The following is a 26649-nucleotide window of genomic DNA, read 5'->3' on the forward strand; positions in this document are numbered from 1 at the left end:
GGGGGACGACATGTATCGACCGGTTCGACAAGATGACCTCGACAGTATCGCGGCTCTGGAAGAGGAACTGTTCGCCGAACTGGCCTATTCCTACATGGCCCTGCGCCAACTGTACGACCTGCACGGCAAGCACTGGATTCTCGCCGCCGCCGAGGACACGGTCCGCGGCTACGCCCTCGTCGGCCTCGGCAGCGAACAGTGCGGGTGGGTCATGGGACTCGGCGTCGCCGAGAACTATCAACGTCGCGGCGTCGGCCGCACCCTGCTCGAGCGGGCCGTCGCGCACTGCCGCGCCGCGGAGGCGCGCCGCGTCCGCCTGACCGTGCGCCCCGGCCACCACACGGCGGGCAACCTCTACAAATCCGTCGGATTCGTCAGCGTCTCCAGCGAAGACCGCTACTTCGGCATCGGCGAACCCCGCGAAGTCCTGGAACTCGACTTCGACGACACGCCGCGCCGCTGGGGCGGACCCGAACACGAGGACCCCGAGCGCTGGATCAAGCGTCCGCCGGGACCCCGCCCGTGAGCCGAACCCGTTGGTATCGTGGATTCCACGTCATACGCGGTGCGTTCGGCCGCGACGGGGGGAGCGTCGATGACCGAAGGCCAGGATCGGATTCCCCACGAGGTCGTCTCGCTCACCACTCTCATCGAACGGCACGCCGACGAATACACCGACCGGATCACGGTCTTCCAGCGCACGCCGCGCTCGGACCCGACGCGGCCCACCGAACGTCGACTGCTCGCCGAATTCCACCGCAGCGTCGAACATCTGGTGATCGAATACGCGCGCGCCCAGGTGCCGCCGCGCGGCGACGAACTGGTCTTCGCCCACCTCTACGACACGGTCGACAGCCCGCACCCCGGCATCGACGAACCGTTGCGCGAACTCACCGCCCTGCTCGCGGTGGAAACCGAGTTCCGGGGGCCGCGCCGCCTCAGCGGCACCCAGAGCATGCGGTTGGCCGAACTCTACGAGGGGCGCGGCGAGGCGCTGATCGAGGTCGGTCTGCCCGCCCACGCCGCGCTCGCGTTCAAACGCGCGACCTGGCTGTTCGGCCAGCACGAGGATTTCGACGCCCAGGACCGCTGCCGCCTGGCCCGCGCCCGGGCCAAACGCCGCGCCACCTACCCGGTGTGGCGGCGCACCCCCGGCTACATCTCGGACCTGACGTGCGGCTACGGATTCCGGCCCTTCCTGCTGCTGATCTGGATCGCCGCGCAGATCACTTTGTTCGCCGCGGTCCTGCTGCTCATCGACCACCAACCGTTGGGCACCGCGCTGCACCTGTGCCTGACCAACTACCTCAACCCGCTGGGCATCAGCGATCTCCAAGACCTCGGCGTCGGGCCCGCCGGACGGGCGGTGCTCGTCGTCGAAGCCTGGACCGGCATCGTGTTCACCTCGGTGTTCTTCGCGCTGCTGGTGCGGCGCTGGTTCCGCTTCTGAGCGCGTCCGACTCAGCCGTCGGTACTGCCGACCCGGTTGGGCCGCATGGCATTCCAGGTCGCCACGAGCATCCGATTACGCAGATGGTCGACCGAACGTCGCCAGTCCGCGGTGAAATCGGGATCGCGCTGCAACTGCTCCCACGGACCGCGCAGTTCCGGCGGGGTGTGCGCGCCGGGCACCCACAGGTGCGCCAGATGATGCAGGACCGGCGCGAGGATCTCCGCCGCCGCGGAATTGCCCGGCCCCGCCAGATCGGCGCGCTCGATCGCCCCGGCGACGGCGGTCAGCAGCCAGTCGTGCACCGCGAGATCCTCGCAGAAGCGCTGCGCGGCGGCGAGATCGGCTTCGGCGGGCACCGAGACCAGCACCGTGCGCTGCCGGTCGTCCAGCAACCGGAACGCCACCCGCGCCGCACCGGGAGCCACCCGCGCCGCCCACCGCAGCCGTGTGGTGCCGCCGCGCAACGGCACATCGTGATCGAGCCCCTCGTGCAGGCTGACCTGCCCGAGCAGACGGTCGGTGACCGACGTGAGGTCGAGTCCGGTCGCCCCCACCCGCGCCGCGAGGAATCCCTCGACCAGGCGGTCGCCCGTCTCCCCGGTGACTTTGGTGATGACCTCGAGCACCCCGACCCGGCTCAGATAGTGCGACCACGGCTGCCGCTTGTCCGAGAGCGCGCGCGTCACCGTGCCTTGCGCCGAACTCTGCAACACCCGGCCGCCGACCACCAGCGCGCGCGTCGCGACGGTGCCGATCGCCCGGACGGCAGGATGATCGGGCGCGGCCAGCGTGCAATCGATACCCTCCGCGCCCGGAGCCGAGATCCCCAGCGAGATGGGACGTTCCCGCCAGTGCGCGCGCTGACCGGGGAACAGTCCGAGCAGATCCTCGACCTCGCCGCGTTGCAGCGCCGCCGAGGTCGGCAGCAAGGTCGTGGCGACCTCGCCGAACACCGCCAGCGTCGTCGGCAACGGCTCCGGGGTCCGCGGTTGGGCCCGCGCGCTGCGACTCAGCAGCCGCGTCGCCCGGGCACGCCGGTGCGCACCGCCCGCGAACCCGGAACGCCCCCTCGGCATCCCGCTCCCCCGCGAGAAGTTGGGATCGGGCATCAGGACCCGGCCAACAGCATGTGACCGAGTCGCTCGGTGACCTTGCGCGGCACCGTCAGCCCCTCGTCACGCCCGCGACCCACGATCTGATCGACCACCTCATCGTCGAGTTGGACGTGATCCAGGATGACCCGCACGGCATGCTCGATCCCCACGTAACGCTGCGGCAGGATCGACAACGACTGGTAGGCGGCGAACGGTTTGGCCCTCGGCTCGAGTTGCAGCACCGTCGGCATCTCCCACCAATTGTCCGGCCAGCGAGACCCCAGCACCCACGGTTGCGGCTCGGCGATCGGACGACCTTCGTACCGCAACATGCCCAGCCGCAACAACTGCCAGATCGAGGCCAGATACGGGCACGACCATTTGGTGCCCACCTCGGTCCGCCGATTCTTCAGCACCGTCGCCCACATCTCGACATCGAGGAATATCGAATGCTCGCGGCGACCGAACTCCTCCGGCGGCTCGTAGGGCTCGTCGGGATGCATCGCCTGACCCGGCCGACTGTCGTTGGCCCGCTTACCGTTGCACAACCACCCCGATTCCGCGGTCGGCGGCCGACGGCCGTTGGTCCCCTCCTCCGGTTCGGCGACGATCCGCCCGCGGACGAGTTCGGCCAACTTGATCTCGGGGCTCTTCAACACCCCGGCCTGGACGACCGCGGGCACCTCCCAGCAACCGGCCTCGCGCGCCAGATAATCGATGCGCAATCCGGTTTCGGCCGCGGCGTCCAGGAGCCTTCCGAGAATTTCGGCGGGCTTGGTGTCGGTGCGGAAGTAATCATCGATGAGAAAACAGGTGCTCACCCGCGGATTCGGCCCGTACTCGGCCTTCGCGGATTCGGTGAAAGCCGCCACCAGCGGAACGATTCGACGAAACTGCGCCTTGATGCGGTCGACCCCGTTGGTAAGATCGTGCATATAGAAGTGACCGACCTCGATCGACACGTGCGACAACGGCACGGCGCTGGTTCGCACATGCTCGGTCGCCTCGCTGTAGCCGGGCGCGTTCTCCACGGTTGACGGTTGCCTTTCCCAGATCGATGGTGCGCGGATCAGGAGATCGTCAGGGGTTGTCCCACGACGTTTGCTGCAAAGGACGCCAGGTGCGCTCGTCCACCAACCGCTCGGCGAGGCCGTCGAAGGCCTCGTAGGTCGCGTGATTGGCGATCTCTTTGTCCACGTCGACCTTGAGAATCAATTGTTCTCGCCACTGGAGCATAGGCTCGACCGGCACGGTTCCCAACAAGGCGCTCGCACCGACTTTCGACGCGCCCGCCAATTCGTTGAGAATGCGGTCCTGACGGTGCAGCCACGCCGCCTGCGGCCCCGAGCCGCCGCGCACCCGATCCAATTGCGGAACGGCGGTGCGGACGAAACGGATATTGTCGAGCAGGCGCTGGCGGTCGTGTCCGGAGCGGGTGCCGCTGTCCAGCAATCCGTGCTCGCCGTGCACGAGCCCACGCGCCGCGAGAATGTGCTGACGGGTCCACCGATGGAAGACCAACCAGCGCACGGTGCGCGATTTCAACGCGTCCGCGCCGGTCGCCCGCAAGGCGACGTCCATCGCGACCGAGCGGCCCGCGCTCAGGTCGACCAGGCACACGTCGAAATCGCGCTCCACCATCAGCAACAGTTCCACGCACCGGTCGACGATCGCGCCGTCGGTGCGATGGTCGAATTCCGCGCCGCCCTCGTCACCGGGAAACAGCACCAATTGCCCGCCGCGGGCGCGGAGTTTGCGCAGATCCTCCCGGTCCGTGGTCGTTCGCACGTTGACGCGGGTGGGGGTGCCCACCTTGTTGAGCAGATACGAATGCAGTCCCAGCCCCTGTGACGGGCCGTTGCGCTGCCGTTCCGGCGGAACGCCGCGCTCGTACCCGCCGAGTTCGAACAGGGCTCCCGCGGTGGGTGACCCGAAATCGAAGTCGAGGTAGGCGACACTGCGGCCCTTGGCCGACAGGTGATAGCCCAGGTTGCAGGAGGTCACCGACCTGCCGGTGCCGCCCTTGTCCGAAGTCGCGAAAACGATCATGCGTTCAGACGTTCCTGGACGCGTCGTCGCGTCCGTCCACCAGACCCTGCAACTCCCGCAGCGCGTTGAGCGTGTGCACGAACGTGGTGGCGGCGTCCTCACGGATCATGCGCCGGGCGTCATCGATGTGGCGCTCCACGCGATCGAGGGCATCGCGGTTGTCCGAACTGTCCTCGATGGTGGCGCCGAGCAGTTCCTGATCGAAGCGGTGCTCGGCGGTGTTGAGCATCACCCGCGCCACTGTCTGCAATTCCGGCCAGTTGGGCGGTGGCTCGCGGTAGGTGCGATAGGCGTCGACCAGACACTCGATCAGGCGCTCGGTCATGTACCAGGACGGTTCGGTCTCGCTGTGGTCGGCCTCGCCGACGAAGACGCCGCTGGGATCGTCCCAGAGTCCGACCGCGCCCATCCTCAACCGCCGCTGGTCCAAGTGGTCCATGGCCGACTTGGACAACTCCATGAGCTTGTCCCTGGCCGCGACGTTGTTGGACAGGCGCGCGGCCTGCAACATTCGCTTGAGCAGTACGGCGGAGAAGTCGGAGACCTCCCATTGCAGCGCCGGGCCGTCGTCGGCCGACTCGGTACCGCGCAGGTTCAACCGGACGCCGGGCGTGTGCAGGGCGACGGCCGGATCGTCCTTCATCGGCCGTCGGATGATGCGCCCCCGGCCGGCGAGTTCGTCGAAGATCGCCACGGCCCTGGTCAAGTCGTCGTCCGAGGCCGCGCGCTGGACGAGGTCCTGGATGAGCACGGCGGAGACGATGAGACTGTAGTAGTCGGACTGTTCGCCGTCGGAGGTCCGCCACGGGATGTCCTCGAGCGGCCACGCGCCGCCGCCGAACCGCGCGACGGTGGACCAGTAGGACTGGGTCAACTCCCAGCGGGTGCGCAAGGCTTGGGCGAGCCGGTGCTGCTTCTCGTCGAGCAGACCGAGTTCGCCGACTCGCGGGGAGACGAGGTCGTTGATGCCGTCCAGCGCCACCATCGTGAAGTACAGGTACGGCCGCGATTCGGCGATACCGGACGCCGAGGCGATGGGCGCGTCGATCCAATCGATGTGGCTGGCGTCCTCGGCGATCCCCCAACTCCAGCCGCACTCGAACAGCAGTTCCCAGTCCTCGAGTTCCTGGACCGCTTTCTCCTGCCCCAGCACGACGTCGCTGCGCAGGCGCGCCCTGACCCGTTCCAGACTGGACTTGATCCCACTGATCACCGTCTGCTCGGTGCGCGAACGCGTGTTGAGCATCTGGATGATCGCCTGCCCCTCGGGCGTCTTGGGATGCATCGGGTTCACCACGAAGCTGCGGACCAGCCCGGTCATCGCCGCCGTCAGCCGGGCGCTGAGGTGTTCCGACAGCACCGCGAGCACCTCGCTCGGCCGTCCCTGCCACATCGCGCCCTGGTAGTCGCGCAGGAAGCGCAGACCGGCCATGCAGACGGTCAGTGACATGGAGTACGCGTCCACGACTTCGAGCCGCCGCTGCGCGTCGGAGGGCGACCGGGCCGGATCCGCCGACTTCAGGTAGTGGCCTGCGGCGAACTTCGGCTGTCCGTCGGCGTCGGTGTTCTTGGCGATGTATTCCTCGAGCAGACGGACGACGAAGCCGCCGATGCGGGTCGGACCACCGATGCGGGACAGCACGTTTCGAACGTCGGTCTCGATCCGATCCGGGTTGTGCAGAGCGAAGATCTCGATCTCCGTGGCGGGGTACAGCAGACAGAGCAGTTGCTCGGAGTCGGAGATCGCGTTACTGCCGCCCTGACCGCCCCAATGCCATTCCTCGCTGTCCCAGCACGCGTCGATCATGGACTCCCAGATCGACAGAATCTGTTCTCTCGGTTGGATTCTCACCTGCCGCCGTCCTCACGGATACCCCTCGTAGCGGCCGCGCTGGTCTCCAGCTCGTAGATCACGACCCGGCGGCATTTCGGCAATATTTAACCACGGCCGCGGCGCGCCACGTACCCACTCCGGAGGGATCTTCACTTGAACGCAACTGTGTCCAAAATGCCTGAGTCATAATGGAATACACGTAAACTGTTCAACGACCGACCAGTCCGTTTCCAGCACTCTCAGAGCATCAACCGAACCATGTCCGCCGTCCGCGCGAGACCCGGAAACGCCTGCGGCGTGGAGCGCGGGTGCAGCGCGTGCACCGCGAGCCGGAACATGACCGCCCGCAACAACATCTGCGGCCACTCGGGCAGATCGGACCACCGGTCCAGCAAACCGTCGTCGGCCCCGCCCCAGGCGAGCGCGTCGACCACCACGACGCCCGCCGCCCACGGCGCGGGACGCCAGTAGGGCGTGATGTCGGACAGGCCGGGGGTGTCGGGTCCGGTGAACAGGACGGTGCCGAACAGGTCGCCGTGGACCAACTGGGCGGGGGTGCGCACGGGTTTGCGCAAGGTCGCGAGCTGGCCGATGAGTTCCATGCTGTGGCGGCCATCGGGGCTCGCGGGCGGCGGGGAACCGCCGCCGCGCAGACTGCGCAGCGGGACCGCTTCCCAGGCGGCGCGGTCCGCGGCGACGAACACATCGACGTCGACCCAGGGGGCAACCGGTGGCTGCACCAGGAAGCGCGGGCGTTCGAGTCCGGCGGTCGCCTGGTGCAGGCGCAGCGACACCGAGACCACTTCGTCGTGACGGGGTTCGGGACTGCCGTCGAGGTAGGTGTCGGCACGCCACCCGGAGACGACGTAGCGTCCGTCGGTGGCGCGCACGGGGCGCGCCAGACGCAGTCCGTCGACGTCGAGAGTTTCGCGGACCTTGGCCGACCACGCCGCGCGGGCGTGGTCGGCGACCGGGCTGAGCACCACCTCGCCCAGCCGCCAGCCACCGTCCCAGTCGCCCAGCGACACCGGCTCCACCTCGCGCAGACCGAACGTCGCGCGCACGTGCTCGGGGGGCTCGACAGTGATCACGGCGGTACCGTACCGCCGGCGCGTGGCGCCCCGAAGACGCCACACCGGGTCCGTTGCGGGCTCGAGACCCGCCCGGAATCAGTAGACCGGCAGCGAGGTGTCGACCTGATTCGCCCAGGCCACGATGCCGCCCTGGACGTGCGTGGCGTCGGAGAAGCCCGCCTTCTTCAGCGCCGCGAGCACCTCGGCCGAACGGATGCCGGTCTTGCAGTGCAGCACGATCGGCCGGTTCTGCGGCAGGTCGGCGAGCACCTCACCGGACAGTATGCGGTCCTTGGGGATCAGTTTCGCGCCCTCGATGTGCACGATGTCCCACTCGACCGGTTCGCGGACGTCGATGAGTTCGATGTCCTTGCCGCTGTCGAGCAGTTCCTTCAGTTCGCGCGCGGTGATGGTCGAACCCGCCGCCGCGGCCACGCCTTCGTCGGACACCACGCCGCAGAACGCCTCGTAGTCGATCAGTTCGGTGATCGGCTGACGTTCGGGATCGCGGCGCAGCTTGATGGTGCGGTAGGTCATGTCGAGTGCGTCGTAGACCATCAGACGGCCCAGCAGCGGGTCGCCGATGCCCGTGAGCAGCTTGATCGCCTCGGTGACCATGATCGAGCCGATCGAGGCGCACAGCACGCCCAGCACGCCGCCCTCGGCGCAGGAGGGGACCATGCCCGGCGGCGGGGCCTCCGGGTAGAGGTCGCGGTAGTTGATGCCGCGGCCGTCGGGGGCGTCCTCCCAGAACACCGAGACCTGACCCTCGAAGCGGTAGATCGACCCCCACACGTAGGGCTTGCCCGCCAGCACGGCGGCGTCGTTGACCAGGTAGCGGGTGGCGAAGTTGTCGGTGCCGTCGACGATGAGGTCGTACTGCTCGAACAGTTCCACCGCGTTCTCGGGTTCGAGCCGGATCTTGTGCAGGTGCACCGTGACCCCGGAGTTGATCTCCCGGATCGAGTCCTGCGCGCTGTCGGCCTTGGAGCGGCCGATATCGGATTCGCCGTGGATGATCTGGCGTTGCAGGTTGGAGGCGTCGACCTCGTCGAACTCCACGATGCCGAGGGTGCCCACGCCCGCCGCGGCCAGATACAGCAGCGCGGGAGAACCCAGACCGCCCGCGCCGATCACCAGGACCTTGGCGTTCTTCAGGCGCTTCTGCCCGTCCACGCCGACATCGGGAATGATCAGGTGACGGCTGTAGCGGGCGATCTCGTCGGTGGTCAGCTCCGCGGCCGGCTCGACCAGTGGCGGCAGGGACTTCGGTGATGACACGTCCGGGACTCCTCGAATCGATGTGGCCGGGAACGGCGCTGCGGGGACTATGGATGCAACACCGGCGCGGGGGCCGTTCTTCCCGCCCATCGTCGCGCATCGCCGCCCGAACGCCGCAGCCGACCCACCGTCACCCGCGCGGGTAGGGCCACGGATTGAACCGGCACCGTTTGCCGTCCATCGGGACCACTCCGTCGGGGTCGAGGGCCGCGATGACGTTGTTCTCGGTGCCGAAGGTCTGCTGCATCATCACCGGGGCCAGACCGCCGTCGGTCTCGCACGCCTGGTGCTGGTGGTAGCCGATGGCATGCCCGATCTCGTGGTTGACCAGGTACTGCCGATACGAGCCGATATCCCCTTCGAAGGCCAGGGCGCCGCGCACCCAGCGCGCCTCGGAGAGCACCACCCGGCGCAGGTCGGCGTTGAAACAGGACGAGTCGATGGGGATGTCGAAGCCGCAGGCCTTGCGGGTCGATTCGCGCGAGGTCAGCGAGACGCGGAAGTCGGGTTCGCCGCGGTCGACGCGACGGAACGCGAACTTCTTGTCGTGGGTCCAGCTCTTGGGATTGCCCAAGGTGCTGTCCACCATCGCGGCCACGGCGGCGTCACCGCCGAATCCGGAGGTGTCCACGCCGTCCTCGATCTCGACGGTGTAGCTGAAGTGCAGTTCCGCGCCCGCGCCGATCTCGGGGCTCGTACCCGGCACCACGTGCCAACTGCCGCGTCCGGTCTCGGCGAAGGGGCCGCCTTCGGGCAGCGCGCCGGTCGGCAGATCGGTGGGGAATTCGCCGTCGCCGGGCGGTGCGCCGATGATGCCCGCGGAGGCCGCGGGCGGGCTGAGTCGGCCGAATCCGGGAGCGCCCGCGGCCCCGATGGCCTCGGGCCCGCCGTTGACGGCGTCCACGACCACGAGCACGGTCACCACGAACAGCACGGGCAGGGCGTAGGCGCGCCACCCGTAGGTGGAGATGAAGCGGCCCAGCGCGCTCTGTTTCTTCACATCGCGTTCTGGGCGCGGAGCGCGGGTCCGGCCCTCATCGGGGGCGGTGGGGTCCCATTTGGCGCGCAGCGGCTGATGGGACCGGTCGGGCGGGGCGTAGAGGGCGATGGCACCCGAGTCGTCCGCCGCATCGGGGGTCTCGTCGTCACCGAACCGGTCGTCACGGAATTCGTCGTCAGCGAACTCCGGGTCACGGAATTCGTCGTCGCGGGGCTCGGGATCTGGGCGGTCGGGTTCGGGCCGCTCGGTGTCGCGATCGTCGTGACCTGCGAATTCCGGGCCGTCCCGCGTCGGCCACGCCCCCATTGGCAGCCGGGTCGAGCCGTTGCCCGTCAAGCCGTTGCCCGGTGCGCGGGCCTTTCCCCCACGATCGGAACGTCCCTTGCCTCTGCCCGCCCCAGACTTCGCCACGGATTCCGACATCACGGACCGGGCGGTGCGGGAGCGAACGAAGCCTGCGGCAGCGCGCACGCCGTCGGACACCGCGGGGCCGAGCTGATCGAGGGCTGCGGAGCCGACCGGCCGGGACAATAGACACGGAGGGTCACGCACCCAGGTTCTCACAGTCCGCGATACCCGACATCACGGCTTCGCCATCCATGACACAGTTGTGGTTGACACATCCGACAACGCATCGCGATATACCCCACGGGTCGCGCACCGATGCGCCCCCGATCCGCACGTACGCCTTCACCGGGTATCGTTCATGGGATACCCGGTGCACACACCCCTTTTGCCGGGGAATCGACTGGGAGAGCCGAAATGACCGACCTCGTGGACAGGATGACGTCCCGTAGAACGTCGTCCGAGGCCATGGCACCGACCAAACGCGGAACCCGCCTACCGCGCGACGAGCGGCGCCAACAGCTACTCCATGCGGCAAGCGAGGTCTTCGTCCTACGCGGCTACCACGCCGCGGGTATGGACGAGATCTCCCAGTGCGCCGGAGTGAGCAAGCCCGTGCTCTACCAGCACTTCACCAGCAAACTCGAACTGTACCTCGCGGTACTCCAGAATTACGTCGACATGCTGGTGTCGAGCGTGCGGCAGGCGCTGCGCTCCACCACCGACAACCGGCAGCGCGTGCGCGCCGCGGTGGCGGCGTACTTCGATTTCGTCGACAACGAGATGCAGGGATTCCGCCTGGTCTTCGAGTCGGATCTGACCAGCGAGCCGCAGGTCCAGCGTCGGGTCGAGCAGGCCACCGAGGCGTGCGTCGACGCGGTCTTCGACCTGGTCGCCCACGATTCCGGCCTCGATCCCTACCGGGCGCGCATCCTCGCGGTCGGCCTGGTCGGCGCGAGCCAGTTCACCGCCCGCTACTGGCTGGAGGCGGATCGCCCGATCCCCAAGGACGAAGCGGTCGACACCACCGTCGCCCTCGCCTGGGGCGGTCTGTCGCATGTGCCGCTGCACCCGATCGACGGCGTTCCGCGCACGCTGGGCTCCTAGAAACCCGCTGGAAACCCGGAGCCCCGAGCACGACAAGAGCCCCTGGACCCGACCGTGAGGTCGAGCACAGGGGCTCTCGTGTGTCGCCGCGAGATCGGACCCGGTTCAGAGGGCGGCGAAGCCCACACGGCCCGCCGCCGAGGAGCCGATCTCCACGTAGGCGACCTTGGCGGCCTGGATCAGGAACTTGCGTCCCTTGTCATCGATCAGCGAGACCACGCCGCCCTCGCCGGTCAGCGCACCGGACACCAGCGCCTCGACCTCTTCCGGGGTCTGCGAGCTGTTGATGACGAGCTCGCGCGGGCTATCCGAAATACCGATCTTGACCTCCACGGCCAACCTCCGAACCTAGAGTCCTGTGCTGTCGGCTCAAGGCTAATGCAGGGCGGGGCCGCCCCGGCAGACGGCACCTGCGCTGTCAGCGAACAAGGCGCGGAGTCATTTCGGCTCGATCAACTGGATCTCCAATTCGATCCGTACCGCATCGGAGAGCATGCCGGGCATCGCGGCGCCGACCCCGAAATCGGTCCGCTTGATGGTGCCGGTGGCCGAGAACCCCGCGTGCCGCTCGCCGACGCCGGGCAATTCCTGAACCCCGCCCCATTCGACCTCGAGGGTCACCGGCCGGGTGATCGTCCCGAGGGTCGCTTCACCCTCGACGGTGAAGCTCTCCGCGACCCGCACCGGTCCGCTCCCACGAAAGGTGAGAGTGGGCCGATTCGCGACGTCGAGGAAGTCGGCGGTACGAATATGGTTGTCGCGGTCGACGTTCCCGGTCTCGAAAGAGTCCAGATGAATGGTCGCGCCGAGGGTCGCCGCACCCGAGGCGTCGACGACGAAGTCGGTCTCGAAGCGGGTGAACCCCCCGCGGACCTTGGCGATGCCGAGGTGGCGGACGGTGAAGGCCACGCTGGAGTGCAGCGGATCGAGGGTCCACACTCCGGGAGCGAGAGTGGATGCGGCGGTATCGGTTTCGAGTGCGGTCGTTTCCAGTGCATCGGTCATGACAACAACGATCGTCGCCTTCGCGCGCGCCAACCAGACCGCCGTTGTCCTGGACCCGGCAGGGCGCGGATAAAGGTCCGGAGACCGGGCAGGGTGGACGCATGGACCACCTCGACAGCGGTGCGCTGCTCGTCGCCGGCTGTAGAGCCGAGCAGCTTGCGCCGCAGAACTGCGGTTTCGGCGATGAGGTGGTCGTGAAGTGTCGGGCCGCGCCGTCAGAAGCGCAGTTCTCCGATGCTGTTGAGGTCGATTCCGTGATCGGCGTAGATCTTGATCGTGTTCTCACCGGTCAGGTCGGCTTCGGTGTAGCCGAGCAGTTCCGCCACCCGGATCACATCGGCCTTCGTCGCGGCCTCGATCTCGAGGTAGGGCGGGATGCGGGGCCAGGTGTCGAGTTCGAGTTCCGCGCCGTCGAGGGTGAAACTGACTCGCTTGTTTTCTTGGTAGGACTTGGCCGCGAACCCGAGCGTCTCGAGCAGGGCGTTGGTGGCGGCGAAGTCATCGACAGCAACCTCTATCTCGTGGGTGCCGTCGATGGCGTCGCTGGTGATCTCTTTGACTGCGAGGGTGGTTCGGTGTCCGTCGTCGCGAAGCCTGATCCATTTGCCATCGACACCGGGAGTGATGTCGTAGACGTAGCGGCGCATGAACCGTTCGCCGAACTTGCGGCCGCCCTTGTCCAGGATGCGGCGTTGGATGCCTTCAGGGTCGACATCGAGTACCTTCGCTTCGTGCTCGATCGGCACAGGCGTCTCCTTCAGGGGTCTCGGTGAAGTGAGGTTATCCCCTCGGCAACTGACGGACCGCGAGTATTCGACCTCGCAGAAGGCCAGGGTTGTCCTGGACCTGGTAGGGCGCGGATAAAAGTCCGGGGACGGGGCACGATGGAACGTATGGAACACAACGGCGGCCCCGGGAGGCGCAACGGCTTCGCGGAATTTCTGGTGGCCCGGCGGGCCGAGCTGCGGCCCGCTGACGTCGGGCTGCCGGGCGGTGGACGCAGGCGTACGCCGGGGCTGCGGCGGGAGGAAGTCGCCATCTTGGCAGGGGTCAGCGCCGACTATTTGGCGCGGTTGGAACAAGGCCGTGACACCAATCCGTCGGTGGCTGTGGTGGACGCGCTGGCCGACGCGTTGCTGCTGCGCGGCGCACCCCGCCATCACCTGACCATGTTGGCCCTGACCTCGGGGAACGAGTACAAGTGCCCCGGGGCGGAGTCCCCGCAGGAAGAGGTGGCCGATTCGCTGCTGACGGTCCTGCGCGCGCTGCATCCGATGCCGGCGTTCGTCACCGGCCGCTACCTCAACGTTCTGGACTGGAATCCGGCGTGGGCCGATTTCGTGGCGCCGCTCGGCCTGCTCGACGGGAATTCGCGGCCGAATCTGGCCTGGTACGTGTTCATGAATCCGACCGCGCGCCGGGTGCTGCCGGATTGGGGTGCGGCGGCCGACGGTTTCGCCGCCGCGCTCAACCGGGCCAAGATCCGCTGGCCCGCCGACGAGTCGTTGCGCGATCTGATCGAGGGCCTGCGCGCCGAACCCGAGTTCGAGGATCGCTGGAAATCGCACCACATCGGGGCCGAGGGCGCGGGTGTGCTGACTTTCGAACACCCCGACCACGGGTTGGTGCGGGTTCCCTACGAGACGTTGGACACCGACCGCGACCAGAGCGTGGTCATCTGGATGACCGATCGCACCGCCGCTCAGGCGCCCGGTCTGCGCCTGGTCACCAGGCCCGCCGCCAACGAGTAGCGGATTCTCAGAGGCCGAGCACGGCCATGCGTTCGGCGTGGCTGGCCTGCATGCGCTCGAACAGCGTGGCGATGCCGTTCAGGTCGCCGGTGGCGGTGAGGACCAAGTCGGTGAGTTCGTCGCGTTGGGCCATGACGTACTGGGCCTGGGTGATGGCCTCGCCGAGGAGTCTGCGGCCCCACAGGGTGAGTCGGTCGCGTTCGGAGCGGCTCGCGGCCACCGCGGTGCGCACCTCCTCGACCACGAATTCGGAGTGGCTGGTCTCGGCGAGCACGTCGTGCACGACGGCGGCCACCTCGGGGGACAGCGCGCCGGTGATCTCGGTGTAGAAGTCGGCGGCGATGCCGTCGCCGACGTAGAACTTCACCATCGACTCCAACCAGGTGGAGGGGTCGGTGGAGGCGTGGTAGTCGTCCAGCGGGCGGACGAACGGGGCCATCGCGTCGAAGATGTCGGCTCCCGCGGTGGCCAGCGCCGCCTCCAAGGTCTGGAAGTGGGCCATCTCGGCGGCGGCCATCTTCGCGACCGCGACCTTGCCGCGCAGGGTGGGAGACAGTTTGGCTTCCTCGGTCAACCGGTAGAAGGCGGAGATCTCGCCGTAGGCGAGCACCGCGAACAGGTCGGTCACCCCGGAGTGGTCCGCGGCCAGCGCGGTCGAATCGATCGGCGATGCGCCCAGCGCGGAGGATGACTGTGTTCCCATGTCACCCAAGACTAGTCCCGGATCGCGGGGACGGCCGCTCCAACCCGCACGCGGTCGGACGCGAATGCGCCGATCACGCCCCTTCGGTCAGGAACTCGTCGAGATGGGCCCAGGTGGTCTCGCGCGCGGAGGCGCCGGTGAGGATCCCGAGATGGCTGCCGGGCACCGCCTCGTAGCGCACCTTCGCCGCGCCCGTCAGCAGGCGCGTGCCCGCTTTCACCGCGGCGGCGCGGGTGATGACGTCCTCCGGGCCGCCGATCAGCAGCACCGGCGCGGTCACCTCGGCCAGGGCGATATCGCGCTCGCCCAGGCGCAGCACGCCGCGGCCGATGTCGTTGGCCAGGATCAACCTGCCCCACAACTGACCGTAGAAGCGGCCCGGATAGCCGGGCATCTCGGCCATGAACCGGTCGACGGATTCCATCCGGGCCAGCATCTCGGTGCGCGCGAGGTTCTCGGCGATGAACCACGGACGCTTGACCTCCCGGTCCCAGGCGGTCACCCGGTAGGCCAGCCGGGTCAGCGGCGCGGGCACTCCGCCCGCGGCCCGGATGGCGGTGGAGGTGGCCAGGCCGCCGGTGAGCGAGGCGACGGCGCGCACCTGCGGAATGCCGGTCATCTCGTCGTAGTCCAGTGGTGAGCCGATGGCGGTGACGGAACGGATCGGCAGGTGGGCGTTGGCGGCGGCGGTCAGCAGGGCCAGGGTGCCGCCCAGCGACCACCCGACCAGGTCGACGGGCGCGCCGCCACGATCGGCGGAGACCCGCAGCACGGATTCGAGCAGGATGTCGTCGATCCAGTCCTCCATGCCCATCCGACGGTCGGCGAAGGTGATCTCGCCGTAGTCGACCAGGTAGGGGCGACGGCCGGTCTCCAGCAGGAAACGCACCACGCTGTGTTCGGGGCGCAGGTCGAAGCAGGAGGCGGGCGCGGCCAACGGCGGGACCAGCAGGACCGCGGCGTCCTCGGACGCGGCGGGGTGGACGCCTTCGTAGCGGCGCAGCAGTCGGTGCGGTTCGTCCCACAGCACCGTCGAGGGCGCGGGATCGGGGCTGCTCACGCCCGGTCCGAAGGTCAGGGCCCAGGCGTTGCGGGCCGCGGTGACGACAGTGTCGGTGAGACTCACCCCACGAATCTCTCACACCATCCGGTACCGACGGTAACGGGCACTTGTCGATCGGGGGTCAGCGCCCGGTCCCCACCGGATTGTCCGGCGGCACGATCGAACCCCGCACGGCCTCGACCAGCGGCGCGAGCGAGACGACCACCTCCTCGACGGCTTCGGGCGTCAGCGCCGACAGCGCGCCGCCCCACGCCGCGACATCGGTGACCGATTCCACACTCGTGAGCAGATCCGCACCCTGACCGGTCAGGATCGGAGCGTGCGGCTCACCGGTCAGCAGACCGGCCGCGCGCGACTCCTCGACCAGGGCGGCCCACTCCGGCACCGACCATCCCCGCGCGTTCCGCAGCACCGGTTCGGTCACCTTGCCCGCGGCCACCTGGAGCACCAGCGCGCGCGGGCCGGACACCCCGGCCGCGACCAGCGCCGCGACGTGACCGTCACCGCGATGCTCGCGCAGCGCCGTCGCGACCTGCCACAGCGCGGCCACGGGATCGTCGCCCAAGGGCAGGTCGGCGTTGGCGGCGAACAGGGGCCTGCCCGTGGGATCGGCCCGGCGCAGGGCGGGCAGCAACAGGTCCACCGCCCGCGCCGCGACGGGATCGGCGGCCCCCGCCGACCGCAGCAGACCCGTCGCCAGCGCGGACCTGGCCGCGAGGCAGTCCGACACCGAAGCCCGCGACCAGGCGTCCGGCAGCGCCTTGCCGACCATCTCGGGGTGGAATCCGGCGAAGACGGCGGTCACCGCACCAGGGCCGACCGGCCCCAGCGGGGCGGCGCGGAAAGCGAAGTAGGTCTGCCAATAGCCGCGCAGTCCGACCGCCACCCCGGCCTCCTTGACGCCCGCGCCGAAATACACGACATCGTGGATCGGTTCCAGGGTCGTCCAGATTCGTCGGGCCGGATGAATTGCCATGTCCCGCAGCGTACGTCGCGGAACGTGTCGGGGGAAAGCACGGATTTGTCCGGAATTGCGGAGGAGGCCATTTCGGGCCGCGCACAATATCACGCTACAATCACCAGGGACAACGGAAAAATTCGCTCGACCGGAGATACCGGATCGCGCCTCGACCGCCGTCGACGGATGGTTCGGCGAAGGCCCTGGATCAGGATCCAGAGCGGATTTCCCGGAGTCAGGAAATGTGCGCGCACCAGATCCGCATCACCGTTGCGCCGCGCCGATATCCCGGGTCGCTGCCGTCCACACGGCGCACCCGGAGGTCTCCGGCGATGGGCCCGGGTGAGTATCACAGGCGGATACGTGGTTGTCGTGGACCGACCGGTCCGCCCCACGCCTCGTGCGCGCGTGACGCGATGACGAGGAAGGCACGAACCTGAGCAAGATCACCGTCGAACAGGAACCAGGTCTGACCGACACCCTGTTGACCGCCGAACTGGATGACACGCATACCGCCCCGAGTTTCGCCGAATTGGGCGTCCGCGACGAAATCGTCCGCGCGCTCGGCGAGATCGGCATCGAACGCACTTTCGCGATTCAGGAACTGACCCTGCCCCTGGCACTGGCCGGTGAGGATCTGATCGGTCAGGCCCGCACCGGTATGGGCAAGACATTCGGATTCGGCGTTCCGCTGTTGCATCGGATCGCCACCGCCGACACCGGCACCACGCCGCTGGACGGCACACCGCGGGCACTGGTCATCGTGCCGACCCGCGAACTGTGCATCCAGGTCACCGAGGACCTGGAGAACGCGAGCAAATACCTCACCAACCACCAGGGGCCGTTGAAGGTCGCCGCCATCTACGGCGGGCGCCCCTACGAGAGCCAGATCGCCGCGCTGCGCACCGGCGTCGACGTGGTCGTCGGCACCCCCGGCCGCCTGCTCGACCTGGCCAACCAGAACCACCTGATCCTCGGCAAGATCGGCGTGCTGGTCCTGGACGAGGCCGACGAAATGCTCGATCTGGGCTTCCTGCCCGATATCGAACGCATCCTCACCATGGTCCCGGACAAGCGCCAGACCATGCTGTTCTCGGCCACCATGCCGGGCCCGATCATCACCCTGGCCCGCACCTTCCTCACCCGGCCCACCCACATCCGGGCCGAGGAACCGCACGACTCGGCCGTGCACGACCGCACCGCCCAGTTCGTCTACCGCGCGCACGCGCTGGACAAGAGCGAACTGATCGCGAAGGTGCTCCAAGCCGAGAGCCGCGGCGCGACGATGATTTTCACCCGCACCAAGCGCACCGCGCAGAAGGTCGCCGACGAACTGGCCGACCGGGGCTTCGCGGTCGGCGCGGTGCACGGCGACCTCGGGCAGATCGCCCGCGAGAAGGCGCTCACCAAATTCCGCAACGGCGTGATCGACGTCCTCGTCGCCACCGACGTCGCCGCGCGCGGCATCGATATCGACGACGTCACCCACGTCGTCAACTACCAGTGTCCGGAGGACGAGAAGACCTACGTGCACCGGATCGGCCGCACCGGCCGCGCCGGACGCACCGGTGTCGCGGTCACCCTGATCGACTGGGACGAACTCAACCGCTGGGCCGGGATCGACAAGGCACTGGGCCTCGGCATCCCCGAACCGGTCGAGACCTACTCGCGCTCCCCGCACCTGTTCTCCGATCTCGGCATCCCCGAGGGCGCGACGGGCACGGTCCGCAAGCCCAGGCCCGCCCGCGAGGACGACGACGCGCAGGTGGTCGACCGTCCCGCGCGGGCCCCGCGCAAGCGCAACCGTCGCCGGACCCGCGCGGGTCAGCCGTTGGACGCCGCCGCCACGACCGACGAGCGGACGGCCGCCCCGGAGCGGGCCACCGACACGCCCAGCTCGTACGAGGAGGGTTCGCAGCCGCGTCGTCGCCGTCGTCGGCGGCGTTCCGGCGCGGACCGGGACGGTGCGCAGACGAACGTGAGCGAGCAGTCCGACACCGGCGAACAGTCCGGCACGGCCGCGGCCGCCGGGCAGACCGATTCCGCACAGAGCAACGACGCGGGACAGGCGGGCGCGGCGAGGGTCGAGATCTCCGGGGCCGCCGACACGAAGGGTGACGGCACGGCGGCGGAAGGCGTGCTCACCGACGCCGTCCCAACGCGGGCGGGGCAGACCGACGAGCCCGCTTCTCCGGTCGAGAACCTGGAACCGGAGAAGAAGCCCGCGCGCAAGCGGACCCGCCGTCCGGCGAAGGCCGTCGACGGGGACGCTCCGACGACGGACGCCGCGAAGGTCGAGTCGAGTGACGCCGCGGTCACCTCCGAGGCGCACGACGAGTCCGCGACGAAATCGACCGTCGAAGCTGCCGCGCCGCCGGCCGAAAAGCCTGTCCGCCGTCGCACCCGCAAGACCGCGACGTCGGAGCAGTCCGACGCCCCGGTCGCCGACGCGAAATCCGGCGCTCAGGCGAGCGGTGCGACGGCCGATGCGCACGAGGGCGACGGGACGACCGACGCTCGCGCGAGCGGTGCGACAGCCGAGGACGCCACCGTCGCGGAAGCACCCGAGAAGCCGGTTCGCCGGACTCGCGCCCGCAAGACCGCGCAGGCCGCGACCGAGGACGCGGCCCCCACGGGCGACACCCCGCCCGCGGACAAGCCGGTACGCCGTCGGGCCCGCAAGACCGAGGCGAGCGCCGAGGCGCAGTCCGAAGGCACGCGGTCCGACACCGCCCAGGTCGAGGGCGCTCCGGCGGGCGGCACACGGTCCGAGGAGCAGGCTCCCCCGGCCGGCCGGACCCGGCGTTCCCCCCGGACCGAGAGCGCCGACGGCGCGGAGACCGCCGAGCCGACCCGGGCCCGGCGGACCAAGGCGGCGGCCCGCGAGGACGGTGTGGTGACGGCATCGGCGGCTTCGGCCTAGTTCGGCGGATCCGCTAGTCTCGCAATCGTGCTCGCACCCGAGCGGCGGACGCGCGCCGATATCATCTCCGCAGTCGCGATCGCTGTCGTCGTGTTGCTCGCCGCCGTGGTGGTGTGGGCCCGCGGTGACGCCGCGGGCACCGATTCGGTGACGGTGTCGCCGCCGGTGGGCGCACCGCCGACCGCCGAACGGGTGCCCACCCGGTTGCGGGAATTGTGGTTCGCCGAGGACGGCGCCACCGATCGCGCGCTGACGGCGGCGGGCGTGGTGGTCACCGCGCAGGACGGGACGGTGTCGGGCCGTCGCCCGGGGACGGGCGAGGAGCTGTGGCACTACCGGCGCGACATGCCGCTGTGCGGGGTGGAGTCGCAGTTCGCGATGGTGTTGGCGGTGTACCGGGATCACCGCGGCTGCAGTCAGACGACGCTGCTGGCCGGTGATTCCGGGGAGCGCCGCACCTCGCGCAGCAGTTATATGGATCAGGACGTGCGCCTCAGCGTCGACGGCACCTACGCGTTGGCGCAGGGGCCGCGGCGGCTGGAGATGTGGCGTTCGGATCTGGTGCGCACCCTCGAGTACGGCTTCGTGGACGCGCCGGTCAACGTGAAGACCCAGCCGCGCAAGGATTGCGCGCTGCTGTCCTCGGGCTCGAATTCGGCCCGGCTGGCGGTGTTGGAACGTTGCCCGGAGGACCCGGCCGATCGGTTGACGGTGCTCAATCCCGCGCCGAAGGAGAACACCGTCCCGGAGGAGTACGGCTCGCACGTGCTGTCGGGGGCGGGCGCGGAGTCGCCGGACGCGCGGGTGTTGGCGGTGTCCAACGATCGCATCCTGATCTATTTGCCGCCCGCGAGCGCGCAGGGCGGGTCGGAGACGACCTCTCCGCTGCTGGCGGTGTTCGACGCGACCGGCAATCCGGTGGCGACCCACCAGTTGTCCGCGCCGTTGAGTCCGTCGGCGAACGTCACCAGGCTGTCTTCGGGCTACTACCTGTTCACCGGTGACGCGTTGATGGCGTTGAACTCGAGCAGTTTCGCCCCGCTGTGGTCGGTCAGCGATGTGCTCGGCTCGCCCGCGATGATGGCGGGCCGGTTGCTGGTGCCGACTCCGGAGGCGATCGTCTCGCTCGATCCGGCCGCGCCGCGCGATACCGGCGTCACCATCCCGGTGCACCGCGCGGACTACGTCGACGCGCCGATCTCGCTGGCCGTGCTGGGTGAGGTCGTCCTGGAGAAGCGCGGCACACGTCTGTACGCGCTGGGCTGAGCCGTTCATCGGCGAGGCTGGACCACGCGCTGTCCGAGGCGGTGGGTGCGTCTCGCGGACGGCCCGCCATGATGGAGGTCATGTCAGCCATCGAGGGGGCCAGGCTCGTCCTGCTGCGCCACGGCGAGACCGCCTGGTCGAAGCAGCATCGGCACACGGGGCGCACGGATGTCGCGTTGACCGCGCTCGGCGAGGAGCAGGCGAAGGCGGCAGGCCCGCTGATCGCCGGTCTCGGGTTGCGCGATCCGCTGGTGCTGACCAGTCCGCGGCGGCGCGCGCGGCACACCGCCGAACTGGCCGGACTGGCGCCCGCGACGCCCGACGAGGACCTCGCCGAGTGGGATTACGGCGACTACGAGGGGCTGACCACGCCGCAGATCCACGACCACGATCCCGGTTGGACGGTGTTCACCGGCGCGGTGCCCGGCGGCGAGTCCTTCGCCGAGGTGGGCGCGCGGGCCGACCGGGTGCTCGACTCGGTGCTCGCTGTCCTGCCCGAACGGGACGCGGTGCTGGTCGGGCACGGGCATTTCTCCCGGGTCCTGATCGCCCGGTGGGCCGAGTTCGCGGTGCGCGAGGGACGCCGGTTCGTGCTGTCCACAGCCGCCGTGAGCGTGCTCGGCTTCGAGCACGACAGCCGAACCATCCTGGCGCACAACCTGATCGCCGAATCGAAGGGAGATCCGCGGTGAACGCCGTGATCCGCCGTGCCGTCGAGGCCGACGTGCCCGACCTCGTCGCCCTGGTCGAGGAACTGGCCGACTACGAGAAGGCGCGCGAGCAGTGCGCGCTCACCGTCGAGCAGTTGCGCGCGGCGCTGTTCGGCCCGCGGCCCGCCCTGTTCGCGCACGTGGTCGAGGACGAATCCGGCGTCGCGGGGTGCGCGATCTGGTTCCTGAACTTCTCCACCTGGAACGGGGTGCACGGCATCTATCTGGAGGATCTCTACGTCCGGCCGGAGCGGCGCGGGCGCGGCTACGGCCGCGGACTGCTCGCCGAGTTGGCGCGGGAGGCGGCGGTCAACGGCTACAGCCGCGTGGACTGGTCGGTGCTGACCTGGAACACCCCGTCGATCGAGTTCTACGAATCGCTGGGCGCGGTGGGCCAGAGCGACTGGGTCGGCTACCGACTGACCGGTTCCGCGCTGCGCGCGCTGGCCGAGCAGGCGCCGCCGCGCTGATCCGAGTTGTACTGTGCAACAGATCGTTCCGTTGGGAAAGTCGAGGTGCGACCATGCAGATCCGTATGCCGGACAGGTGGCCCGACACCCCGGAGGAGGCGATCGCCGTCCAGGACGCGTTGCGCCCGCTGGTCGATCCGACCGATCGCAGGCCCCCGCGTTTCGGCGTGGTGGCCGGAATCGATTCCGCCTACGACGAATCGGGCCTGGTCGCCGCGGCGGCGGTGGCGCTGGACGCCCGCACCTTGCAGACCGTCGCCTCGACGGTGGCGCACGGCAGGGCCGAATTCCCTTATGTCCCCGGCCTGCTGGCCTTCCGCGAACTGCCCACGGCGCTCGCGGCGCTGGCCGACCTGGACGCCACTCCCGACCTGCTGATCTGCGACGGGCAGGGATTGGCGCATCCGCGCCGGTTCGGGCTGGCCTGTCACCTGGGGGTGTTGGCGGGGATCCCGACGATCGGGGTGGCCAAGAACGCGTGGGGCGACTACGACGAGCCGGGGCCCGAACGCGGTGCGGCGGGCGACATCCGGATCGACGGCGAGGTGGTGGGGCGGGTGTTGCGCACCCGGACCGGGGTGAAGCCGCTGTTCGTGTCGGTGGGCCATCTGATCGATCTGGACACCGCGTGCGCGCAGGTACTCGCGCTGGCTCCGCACTACCGGCAACCGGAGACGACGCGGCAGGCCGATCAGATGTGCCGCAGGGCGCTGCGCGAGGCCGTCGTGCGCCGGGATCGCGCGCTGGGCACGGTCGCCGGGGGTTAGTCCGGGTCGCCGCCGTATTCGGCGGCCATCCACCGACTCGACGCGGGCGCGAACAGCAGGACCAGCGCCGCGATCACCACGGTGCCGAGCAGGGCGCCGTACACGGGTTGGTGGGAGTCGGTGAGCAGCGACCAGGTGACCGGCAGCAGCAGGATCTGGGCGATGGTCGCGATGGCGCGCCCCCAGCGCTGTCCGAGCAGCAGGCCGATGCCCGCGGCCAGCACCGCGCCGCCGAGGATGCCGAACCAGGCGGCGGTGCCGTAGCCGCTGGCCTGGCTCTGGTCGTGGCCGAGCAGGCCGCGCACCACCAGGACCACGGCCACCGTCACCGCGACCGCGCCTTCCAGGGCGACGAGTCCGCCCGCGCCGCGCACCGTCGTGGGCACGCCGCCCGTCGTCCGGTCGGCCGTTCCGGCGTTCTCGGCCTTCTCACCACTGTCCACCACGCGCCCAGCCTATCGAGCACCCGCGCGGGCGTCCCGCGCCCCGTGCACACCGTCCGACCGGGGTCGATCACCGGCTTTTCAGACCACCCGCGCGCGCCGATTAGGCTGCCACCGTGCGGACCCTGCTGATCGTGAATCCGAATGCCACCTCCACCACGGCGGCGACCAGGGATCTCCTGGCGCACGCGTTGGAGAGCCGGACCCAGCTGACCGTCGCGCACACCCAGCACCGCGGCCACGCGGCGGAGTTGGCGCAGTGGGCCTCGACCAACGAGATGGACCTGATCGTCGTGCACGGCGGTGACGGCACGGTCAACGAGACGATCAACGGGTTCCTGCCGCTGCCGGAGTTGAACGACGGCGGCGCGTGGCTGCCCCGACTCGGGGTGATCCCGGGTGGTTCGGCGAACGTGTTCGCGCGGGCGCTCGGCATCTCGCCGGACCCGGTCACCGCGACGAATCAGTTGATCGATCTGCTCACCCTGGAGCGGGATCGGCGCATCGGTCTCGGTTTGGCCGACGATCGCTGGTTCACCTTCAGCGCGGGTGTCGGTTTGGACGCGGATGTGTGCGAAGCCATCGACGCGAGTCGCGCGGACGGGCACGCGGCGACGCCCGCTCGTTATATTCGAACTAGTGTTCGGCAATTTTTCCGGGCAAAAGGTAAGGAGCCGACCGTACGGATCGAAATACCGGGATTCGATCCGATCGAGGAGGTCCATTACGCGTTCATCACGAACGCGAGCCCGTGGACGTACTTGAACTCCACGCCGGTCCACACGAATCCCGGAACGACATTCGAGACCGGACTCGGCGTGTTCGCCATGCGGTCGATGGCGATCCTGCCCACCCTGCTGCTCACCCGCCAACTGTTGAGCCCGCAGGGAAATCCCAAGGCGCGCAATTTGTTCCGCGAAGACGATGTGCCGTCGGTCCGCGTGACCACCGCGGAGCCCATCGGACTGCAAATCGATGGCGACTTTATCGGGAAGCGAAACGTGGTGGATTTCACCTCGGTGCCGGATGTGCTGGCCGTGGTCGCGCCGCGCCCTGTTCGGTGATCCGGACCACCAAAAACATCGTGGTTGTGCTGCGAAAACCCGGTAGAGCGAGTACAAAGGGTCGGGCAGGCTCCCCTATGCGGGGACCTTCGGAGCGTGAGCTTCCCCACGGTGCGCCGCAGACCTATTGACATCTACGGTGTTCGTGAAAGCATTCACAAGCAACCGTGCGGAAACATTCAGGTCGCACAAGTGAACGAACCACAAACCATTGGCACCCATTTGCGGTGCCCAGCAAAGGAGCAGAGGAATGGACTGGCGCCACAAGGCCATCTGTCGCGACGAGGACCCCGAGCTGTTCTTCCCGGTGGGTAACAGCGGTCCCGCGCTCGCGCAGATTGCCGATGCCAAGCTGGTCTGCGCTCGCTGCCCCGTCACCGCCGACTGCCTGTCCTGGGCCCTGAAGTCCGGGCAGGATGCCGGCGTGTGGGGCGGTATGAGTGAGGACGAGCGACGCGCACTCAAGCGTCGCAACGCGCGCACGCGTACACGCACCGTCGTCTAGTTCACGACGACCAGCGTTGCCGGACCACATCTTTCAGCCCGGCCCGGCAACGCATTTCGGCCCGGCACCTTCGAGGTGCCGGGCTTCACTGTTTTTCGGGAGACGGTGAATTCGCGCCGGATCAGCGACCGGACCGCCGGCCCAACGGCACTCGCAGCACCGCGTCGGTGCCGACATCCGCGCCCGGGTGCAACCCGATGGACCCGCCGAGTTCGGCGGTGACCAACGTGCGCACGATCTGCAACCCGAGCCGATCGCTGGCCTCGAGGCTGAATCCGGGCGGCAGCCCACGGCCGTCGTCGCTGATGATCACGTCCAACCAGCGGGCCGAACGCTCGGAACGTATTGTCACGGTACCGTTCTCGCCGGAGTCGAAGGCGTGCTCGATGGCGTTCTGCACCAACTCGGTCAACACCATGACCAGCGGGGTCGCGCGTTCGGCGGAGAACACGCCCAGCGAACCGGCCCGGCGCACCTTGATGCGGGTGGTGTGCACCGTCGCCACATCCGCCATGATCGGCAGCAGTCGATCCACCACCTCGTCGAGGTCGACCTCCTCGTCCACCGACATCGACAGCATCTCGTGCACCGAGGCGATCGAGGTCACCCGGCGCACCGATTCGGTCAGCGCGACCTGGGCCTCCTCGTTCTCGGTGCGGCGCGCTTGCAGGCGCAGCAGCGCGGCCACCGTCTGGAGGTTGTTCTTCACCCGGTGGTGGATCTCCCGGATGGTGGCGTCCTTGCTGAGCAGCGCGCGATCGCGGCGTTTGACCTCGGTGACGTCGCGCACCAGCACCGCCGCGCCCGCGAGTTCGCCGTGCGGGCGCAGCACCAGCGTGCGCAGCAGCACCGTCGCCCCGCGCGCCTCCACCTCCATGCGGCGTCCGGTGCGCCCGGCCAGTGCGGCCTGGATGTCGCCGACCACTTCCTGGGCGTCGAACGGGTCGGTGATCAGCGAACGCGTGGTGACCGCGAGGTCCTGACCGGCCAGATCGGCTTGCAGCCCCATGCGGTGATAAGCCGAGAGCGCGTTCGGACTCGCGTAGGTGACGATCCCCGCGGTGTCGAGGCGGATGAAACCGTCGCCCGCGCGCGGGCTGGAATGGGTCGCCGCGCGGTCCTCGGTGGTCGGGAAACTGCCGTCGGCGATCATCTGGCACAGGTCGTCGGCGCAGGCCAGATAGGCCATCTCCAGCGTGCTGCGCACCCGGGAGCGTTCCATGTCGGTGTCGCGGGCCAGCACCGCGATGACGTCGTCGCCGCAGCGCACCGGAATCGCCTCGCGGATGGCGTGCACCGGATAGGGGTGATAGACGGCCTTGGCCTCGATATCGCTGTCGGCGCGATTGGCCCGGCCGCTGACCAGCGCCTCGAAGACCTGCGGGTGATCGTCCTGGGAGGCCGTGGTGCCGACCTTGTCCTCGAGGTGCACCGTCGCGGCCGTGGTGGGACGGCACTGCGCGACGCACACGACGTCCGCGCCGTTGGTGATCGGCCCGGCCCCCACCCACAGCAGCAGGTCGGCGAAGGACAGATCCGCGAGCAACTGCCAGTCGCCGACCACGCGTTGCAGGTGGTCTACCGCGACTCCGGGCAGGTCGGTGTGTTCGGCGAGCAGTTCACTGAGGGTCGACACGGTCGCTCGGCCGATCGCTCAGGAGATGACGGCGATGAGGTCGCCCTGCTGTAGTACCTGACCGGGTTCGACGGCGATCGAGGTGATCTCGCCCTCGGTCTCGGTGAGCACGGGGATCTCCATCTTCATGGACTCGAGCAGCACCAGGG

Annotated in this window: 26 protein-coding genes and 1 pseudogene; 11 read left to right on the forward strand and 16 right to left on the reverse strand. The window is 69.0% G+C overall.

The window, feature by feature from the left end; all coding sequences use genetic code 11:
* Positions 1-10: 10 nt before the first annotated feature.
* Together ON30_RS20930 and ON30_RS20935 are read left to right on the forward strand one after the other, a co-directional pair.
* Positions 11-526 carry a GNAT family N-acetyltransferase gene (locus ON30_RS20930; RefSeq protein ID WP_157183796.1) on the forward strand — a complete coding sequence of 172 codons (516 nt, stop codon included), beginning with the start codon at positions 11-13 and terminating at the stop codon, positions 524-526.
* A gap of 69 nt (positions 527-595) precedes the next feature.
* Positions 596-1450 (forward strand): hypothetical protein, encoded by an 855-nt coding sequence (locus ON30_RS20935; protein ID WP_040709399.1) that lies wholly within the window; start codon positions 596-598, stop codon positions 1448-1450.
* 11 nt (positions 1451-1461) lie between these two features.
* On the opposite strand, the gene ON30_RS20940 is transcribed toward ON30_RS20935, so the two are convergent.
* The 7 genes from ON30_RS20940 to ON30_RS20970 all read right to left on the reverse strand — a co-directional run bounded on the left by ON30_RS20940 (position 1462) and on the right by ON30_RS20970 (position 10090).
* Positions 1462-2529 carry an SCO2521 family protein gene (locus ON30_RS20940; RefSeq protein WP_157183797.1) on the reverse strand — a complete coding sequence of 356 codons (1068 nt, stop codon included), beginning with the start codon at positions 2527-2529 and terminating at the stop codon, positions 1462-1464.
* 32 nt (positions 2530-2561) lie between these two features.
* On the reverse strand, positions 2562-3578 hold the full coding sequence (locus ON30_RS20945; protein ID WP_051029676.1) for an SCO2522 family protein: 1017 nt from the start codon (positions 3576-3578) through the stop codon (positions 2562-2564).
* Between the two features lie 49 nt (positions 3579-3627).
* Entirely contained in the window at positions 3628-4596 is a 969-nt protein-coding gene (locus ON30_RS20950; RefSeq protein WP_051029678.1) for an SCO2523 family variant P-loop protein, read from the reverse strand.
* Positions 4597-4600: 4 nt separating this feature from the next.
* Positions 4601-6448 (reverse strand): SCO2524 family protein, encoded by a 1848-nt coding sequence (locus tag ON30_RS20955; RefSeq protein ID WP_040709400.1) that lies wholly within the window; start codon positions 6446-6448, stop codon positions 4601-4603.
* A gap of 221 nt (positions 6449-6669) precedes the next feature.
* On the reverse strand, positions 6670-7521 hold the full coding sequence (locus ON30_RS20960; protein ID WP_040709402.1) for a TIGR02569 family protein: 852 nt from the start codon (positions 7519-7521) through the stop codon (positions 6670-6672).
* 78 nt (positions 7522-7599) lie between these two features.
* Positions 7600-8784 carry an adenylyltransferase/sulfurtransferase MoeZ gene (gene moeZ, locus ON30_RS20965; protein WP_040709404.1) on the reverse strand — a complete coding sequence of 395 codons (1185 nt, stop codon included), beginning with the start codon at positions 8782-8784 and terminating at the stop codon, positions 7600-7602.
* Positions 8785-8914: 130 nt separating this feature from the next.
* Positions 8915-10090 carry a DUF3152 domain-containing protein gene (locus tag ON30_RS20970; protein ID WP_245554147.1) on the reverse strand — a complete coding sequence of 392 codons (1176 nt, stop codon included), beginning with the start codon at positions 10088-10090 and terminating at the stop codon, positions 8915-8917.
* Between the two features lie 456 nt (positions 10091-10546).
* Between ON30_RS20970 and fasR the strand changes: the two genes are divergently transcribed.
* The gene (gene fasR, locus ON30_RS20975; protein ID WP_040709406.1) at positions 10547-11236 is read left to right on the forward strand and encodes an HTH-type transcriptional activator FasR; all 690 of its coding nucleotides are present in this window, start codon (positions 10547-10549) and stop codon (positions 11234-11236) included.
* Between the two features lie 105 nt (positions 11237-11341).
* Here the strand turns inward: fasR and ON30_RS20980 are convergent, their stop codons facing one another.
* The 3 genes from ON30_RS20980 to ON30_RS20990 form a co-directional block, all read right to left on the reverse strand.
* Positions 11342-11569 carry a DUF3107 domain-containing protein gene (locus tag ON30_RS20980; RefSeq protein ID WP_040709408.1) on the reverse strand — a complete coding sequence of 76 codons (228 nt, stop codon included), beginning with the start codon at positions 11567-11569 and terminating at the stop codon, positions 11342-11344.
* 105 nt (positions 11570-11674) lie between these two features.
* Positions 11675-12241, reverse strand: coding sequence for a YceI family protein (locus tag ON30_RS20985; protein WP_040709410.1), 567 nt, complete (start codon positions 12239-12241; stop codon positions 11675-11677).
* Between the two features lie 215 nt (positions 12242-12456).
* Positions 12457-12987, reverse strand: a complete 531-nt coding sequence (locus ON30_RS20990; RefSeq protein ID WP_040709411.1) for a class IV adenylate cyclase — start codon at positions 12985-12987, stop codon at positions 12457-12459.
* Between the two features lie 138 nt (positions 12988-13125).
* Between ON30_RS20990 and ON30_RS20995 the strand changes: the two genes are divergently transcribed.
* Positions 13126-13992: a helix-turn-helix transcriptional regulator gene (locus ON30_RS20995; protein ID WP_245554148.1), complete on the forward strand. Its 867-nt coding sequence runs from the start codon at positions 13126-13128 to the stop codon at positions 13990-13992.
* A gap of 7 nt (positions 13993-13999) precedes the next feature.
* On the opposite strand, the gene ON30_RS21000 is transcribed toward ON30_RS20995, so the two are convergent.
* The 3 genes from ON30_RS21000 to ON30_RS21010 all read right to left on the reverse strand — a co-directional run bounded on the left by ON30_RS21000 (position 14000) and on the right by ON30_RS21010 (position 16734).
* On the reverse strand, positions 14000-14695 hold the full coding sequence (locus ON30_RS21000) for a ferritin-like fold-containing protein (protein ID WP_083911564.1): 696 nt from the start codon (positions 14693-14695) through the stop codon (positions 14000-14002).
* 73 nt (positions 14696-14768) lie between these two features.
* Complete coding sequence (locus ON30_RS21005; RefSeq protein ID WP_040709413.1) at positions 14769-15821, reverse strand: alpha/beta fold hydrolase; 1053 nt, start codon at positions 15819-15821, stop codon at positions 14769-14771.
* A gap of 58 nt (positions 15822-15879) precedes the next feature.
* The gene (locus tag ON30_RS21010) at positions 15880-16734 is read right to left on the reverse strand and encodes an SCO6745 family protein (RefSeq protein ID WP_040709415.1); all 855 of its coding nucleotides are present in this window, start codon (positions 16732-16734) and stop codon (positions 15880-15882) included.
* A gap of 398 nt (positions 16735-17132) precedes the next feature.
* On the opposite strand from ON30_RS21010, the pseudogene ON30_RS21015 reads away from it, so the two are divergent.
* The 5 genes and pseudogenes from ON30_RS21015 to ON30_RS21035 form a co-directional block, all read left to right on the forward strand.
* Positions 17133-18715, forward strand: a pseudogene (locus tag ON30_RS21015) (DEAD/DEAH box helicase); the annotation flags it as partial.
* Between the two features lie 951 nt (positions 18716-19666).
* A complete protein-coding gene (locus tag ON30_RS21020; protein WP_040709417.1) occupies positions 19667-20905 on the forward strand; it encodes an Rv3212 family protein in 1239 nt (412 codons plus the stop codon).
* Positions 20906-20985: 80 nt separating this feature from the next.
* The gene (locus ON30_RS21025; protein ID WP_040709441.1) at positions 20986-21597 is read left to right on the forward strand and encodes an acid phosphatase; all 612 of its coding nucleotides are present in this window, start codon (positions 20986-20988) and stop codon (positions 21595-21597) included.
* Positions 21594-22085 carry a GNAT family N-acetyltransferase gene (locus ON30_RS21030; protein ID WP_040709419.1) on the forward strand — a complete coding sequence of 164 codons (492 nt, stop codon included), beginning with the start codon at positions 21594-21596 and terminating at the stop codon, positions 22083-22085. Before ON30_RS21025 ends, ON30_RS21030 begins: the two co-directional genes overlap by 4 nt.
* Before the next feature lie 53 nt (positions 22086-22138).
* Complete coding sequence (locus tag ON30_RS21035) at positions 22139-22852, forward strand: endonuclease V (RefSeq protein WP_051029680.1); 714 nt, start codon at positions 22139-22141, stop codon at positions 22850-22852.
* On the opposite strand, the gene ON30_RS21040 is transcribed toward ON30_RS21035, so the two are convergent.
* Positions 22849-23238, reverse strand: a complete 390-nt coding sequence (locus ON30_RS21040) for a hypothetical protein (RefSeq protein WP_040709443.1) — start codon at positions 23236-23238, stop codon at positions 22849-22851. The two genes, ON30_RS21035 and ON30_RS21040, sit on opposite strands and share 4 nt — an antisense overlap.
* Before the next feature lie 173 nt (positions 23239-23411).
* Here ON30_RS21040 and ON30_RS21045 point away from each other — a divergent pair, with 173 nt between their 5' ends.
* Both ON30_RS21045 and ON30_RS21055 read left to right on the forward strand, forming a co-directional pair.
* Positions 23412-24359 (forward strand): diacylglycerol/lipid kinase family protein, encoded by a 948-nt coding sequence (locus ON30_RS21045; protein WP_040709420.1) that lies wholly within the window; start codon positions 23412-23414, stop codon positions 24357-24359.
* 250 nt (positions 24360-24609) lie between these two features.
* The gene (locus ON30_RS21055; protein ID WP_011211115.1) at positions 24610-24864 is read left to right on the forward strand and encodes a WhiB family transcriptional regulator; all 255 of its coding nucleotides are present in this window, start codon (positions 24610-24612) and stop codon (positions 24862-24864) included.
* Between the two features lie 121 nt (positions 24865-24985).
* Here ON30_RS21055 and ON30_RS21060 read toward each other — a convergent pair whose 3' ends face one another.
* Together ON30_RS21060 and ON30_RS21065 are read right to left on the reverse strand one after the other, a co-directional pair.
* Positions 24986-26500 (reverse strand): sensor histidine kinase, encoded by a 1515-nt coding sequence (locus ON30_RS21060; RefSeq protein WP_040709424.1) that lies wholly within the window; start codon positions 26498-26500, stop codon positions 24986-24988.
* An 18-nt stretch (positions 26501-26518) separates the two neighbouring features.
* Positions 26519-26649, reverse strand: a 131-nt coding sequence (locus ON30_RS21065; protein ID WP_040709445.1) for a biotin/lipoyl-containing protein, incomplete at its 5' end; no start/stop codon positions are given.

The organism is Nocardia takedensis NBRC 100417, assembly GCF_000308695.1.
Classification (GTDB): domain Bacteria; phylum Actinomycetota; class Actinomycetes; order Mycobacteriales; family Mycobacteriaceae; genus Nocardia; species Nocardia takedensis.

Bases quoted from the DNA above. Each gene is read 5' to 3' on its own strand.
- ON30_RS20935 (WP_040709399.1), top strand. From the start codon at position 596: ATGACCGAAGGCCAGGATCGGATTCCCCACGAGGTCGTCTCGCTCACC.
- ON30_RS20995 (WP_245554148.1), top strand. From the start codon at position 13,126: ATGGAACGTATGGAACACAACGGCGGCCCCGGGAGGCGCAACGGCTTC.
- ON30_RS21000 (WP_083911564.1), bottom strand. From the start codon at position 14,695: ATGGGAACACAGTCATCCTCCGCGCTGGGCGCATCGCCGATCGATTCG.
- ON30_RS20970 (WP_245554147.1), bottom strand. From the start codon at position 10,090: ATGGGGGCGTGGCCGACGCGGGACGGCCCGGAATTCGCAGGTCACGAC.
- ON30_RS21055 (WP_011211115.1), top strand. From the start codon at position 24,610: ATGGACTGGCGCCACAAGGCCATCTGTCGCGACGAGGACCCCGAGCTG.
- ON30_RS20940 (WP_157183797.1), bottom strand. From the start codon at position 2,529: ATGCCGAGGGGGCGTTCCGGGTTCGCGGGCGGTGCGCACCGGCGTGCC.
- ON30_RS20950 (WP_051029678.1), bottom strand. From the start codon at position 4,596: ATGATCGTTTTCGCGACTTCGGACAAGGGCGGCACCGGCAGGTCGGTG.
- ON30_RS21025 (WP_040709441.1), top strand. From the start codon at position 20,986: ATGTCAGCCATCGAGGGGGCCAGGCTCGTCCTGCTGCGCCACGGCGAG.
- ON30_RS21010 (WP_040709415.1), bottom strand. From the start codon at position 16,734: ATGGCAATTCATCCGGCCCGACGAATCTGGACGACCCTGGAACCGATC.
- fasR (WP_040709406.1), top strand. From the start codon at position 10,547: ATGACCGACCTCGTGGACAGGATGACGTCCCGTAGAACGTCGTCCGAG.
- ON30_RS20985 (WP_040709410.1), bottom strand. From the start codon at position 12,241: ATGACCGATGCACTGGAAACGACCGCACTCGAAACCGATACCGCCGCA.
- ON30_RS20930 (WP_157183796.1), top strand. From the start codon at position 11: ATGTATCGACCGGTTCGACAAGATGACCTCGACAGTATCGCGGCTCTG.
- ON30_RS21035 (WP_051029680.1), top strand. From the start codon at position 22,139: ATGCAGATCCGTATGCCGGACAGGTGGCCCGACACCCCGGAGGAGGCG.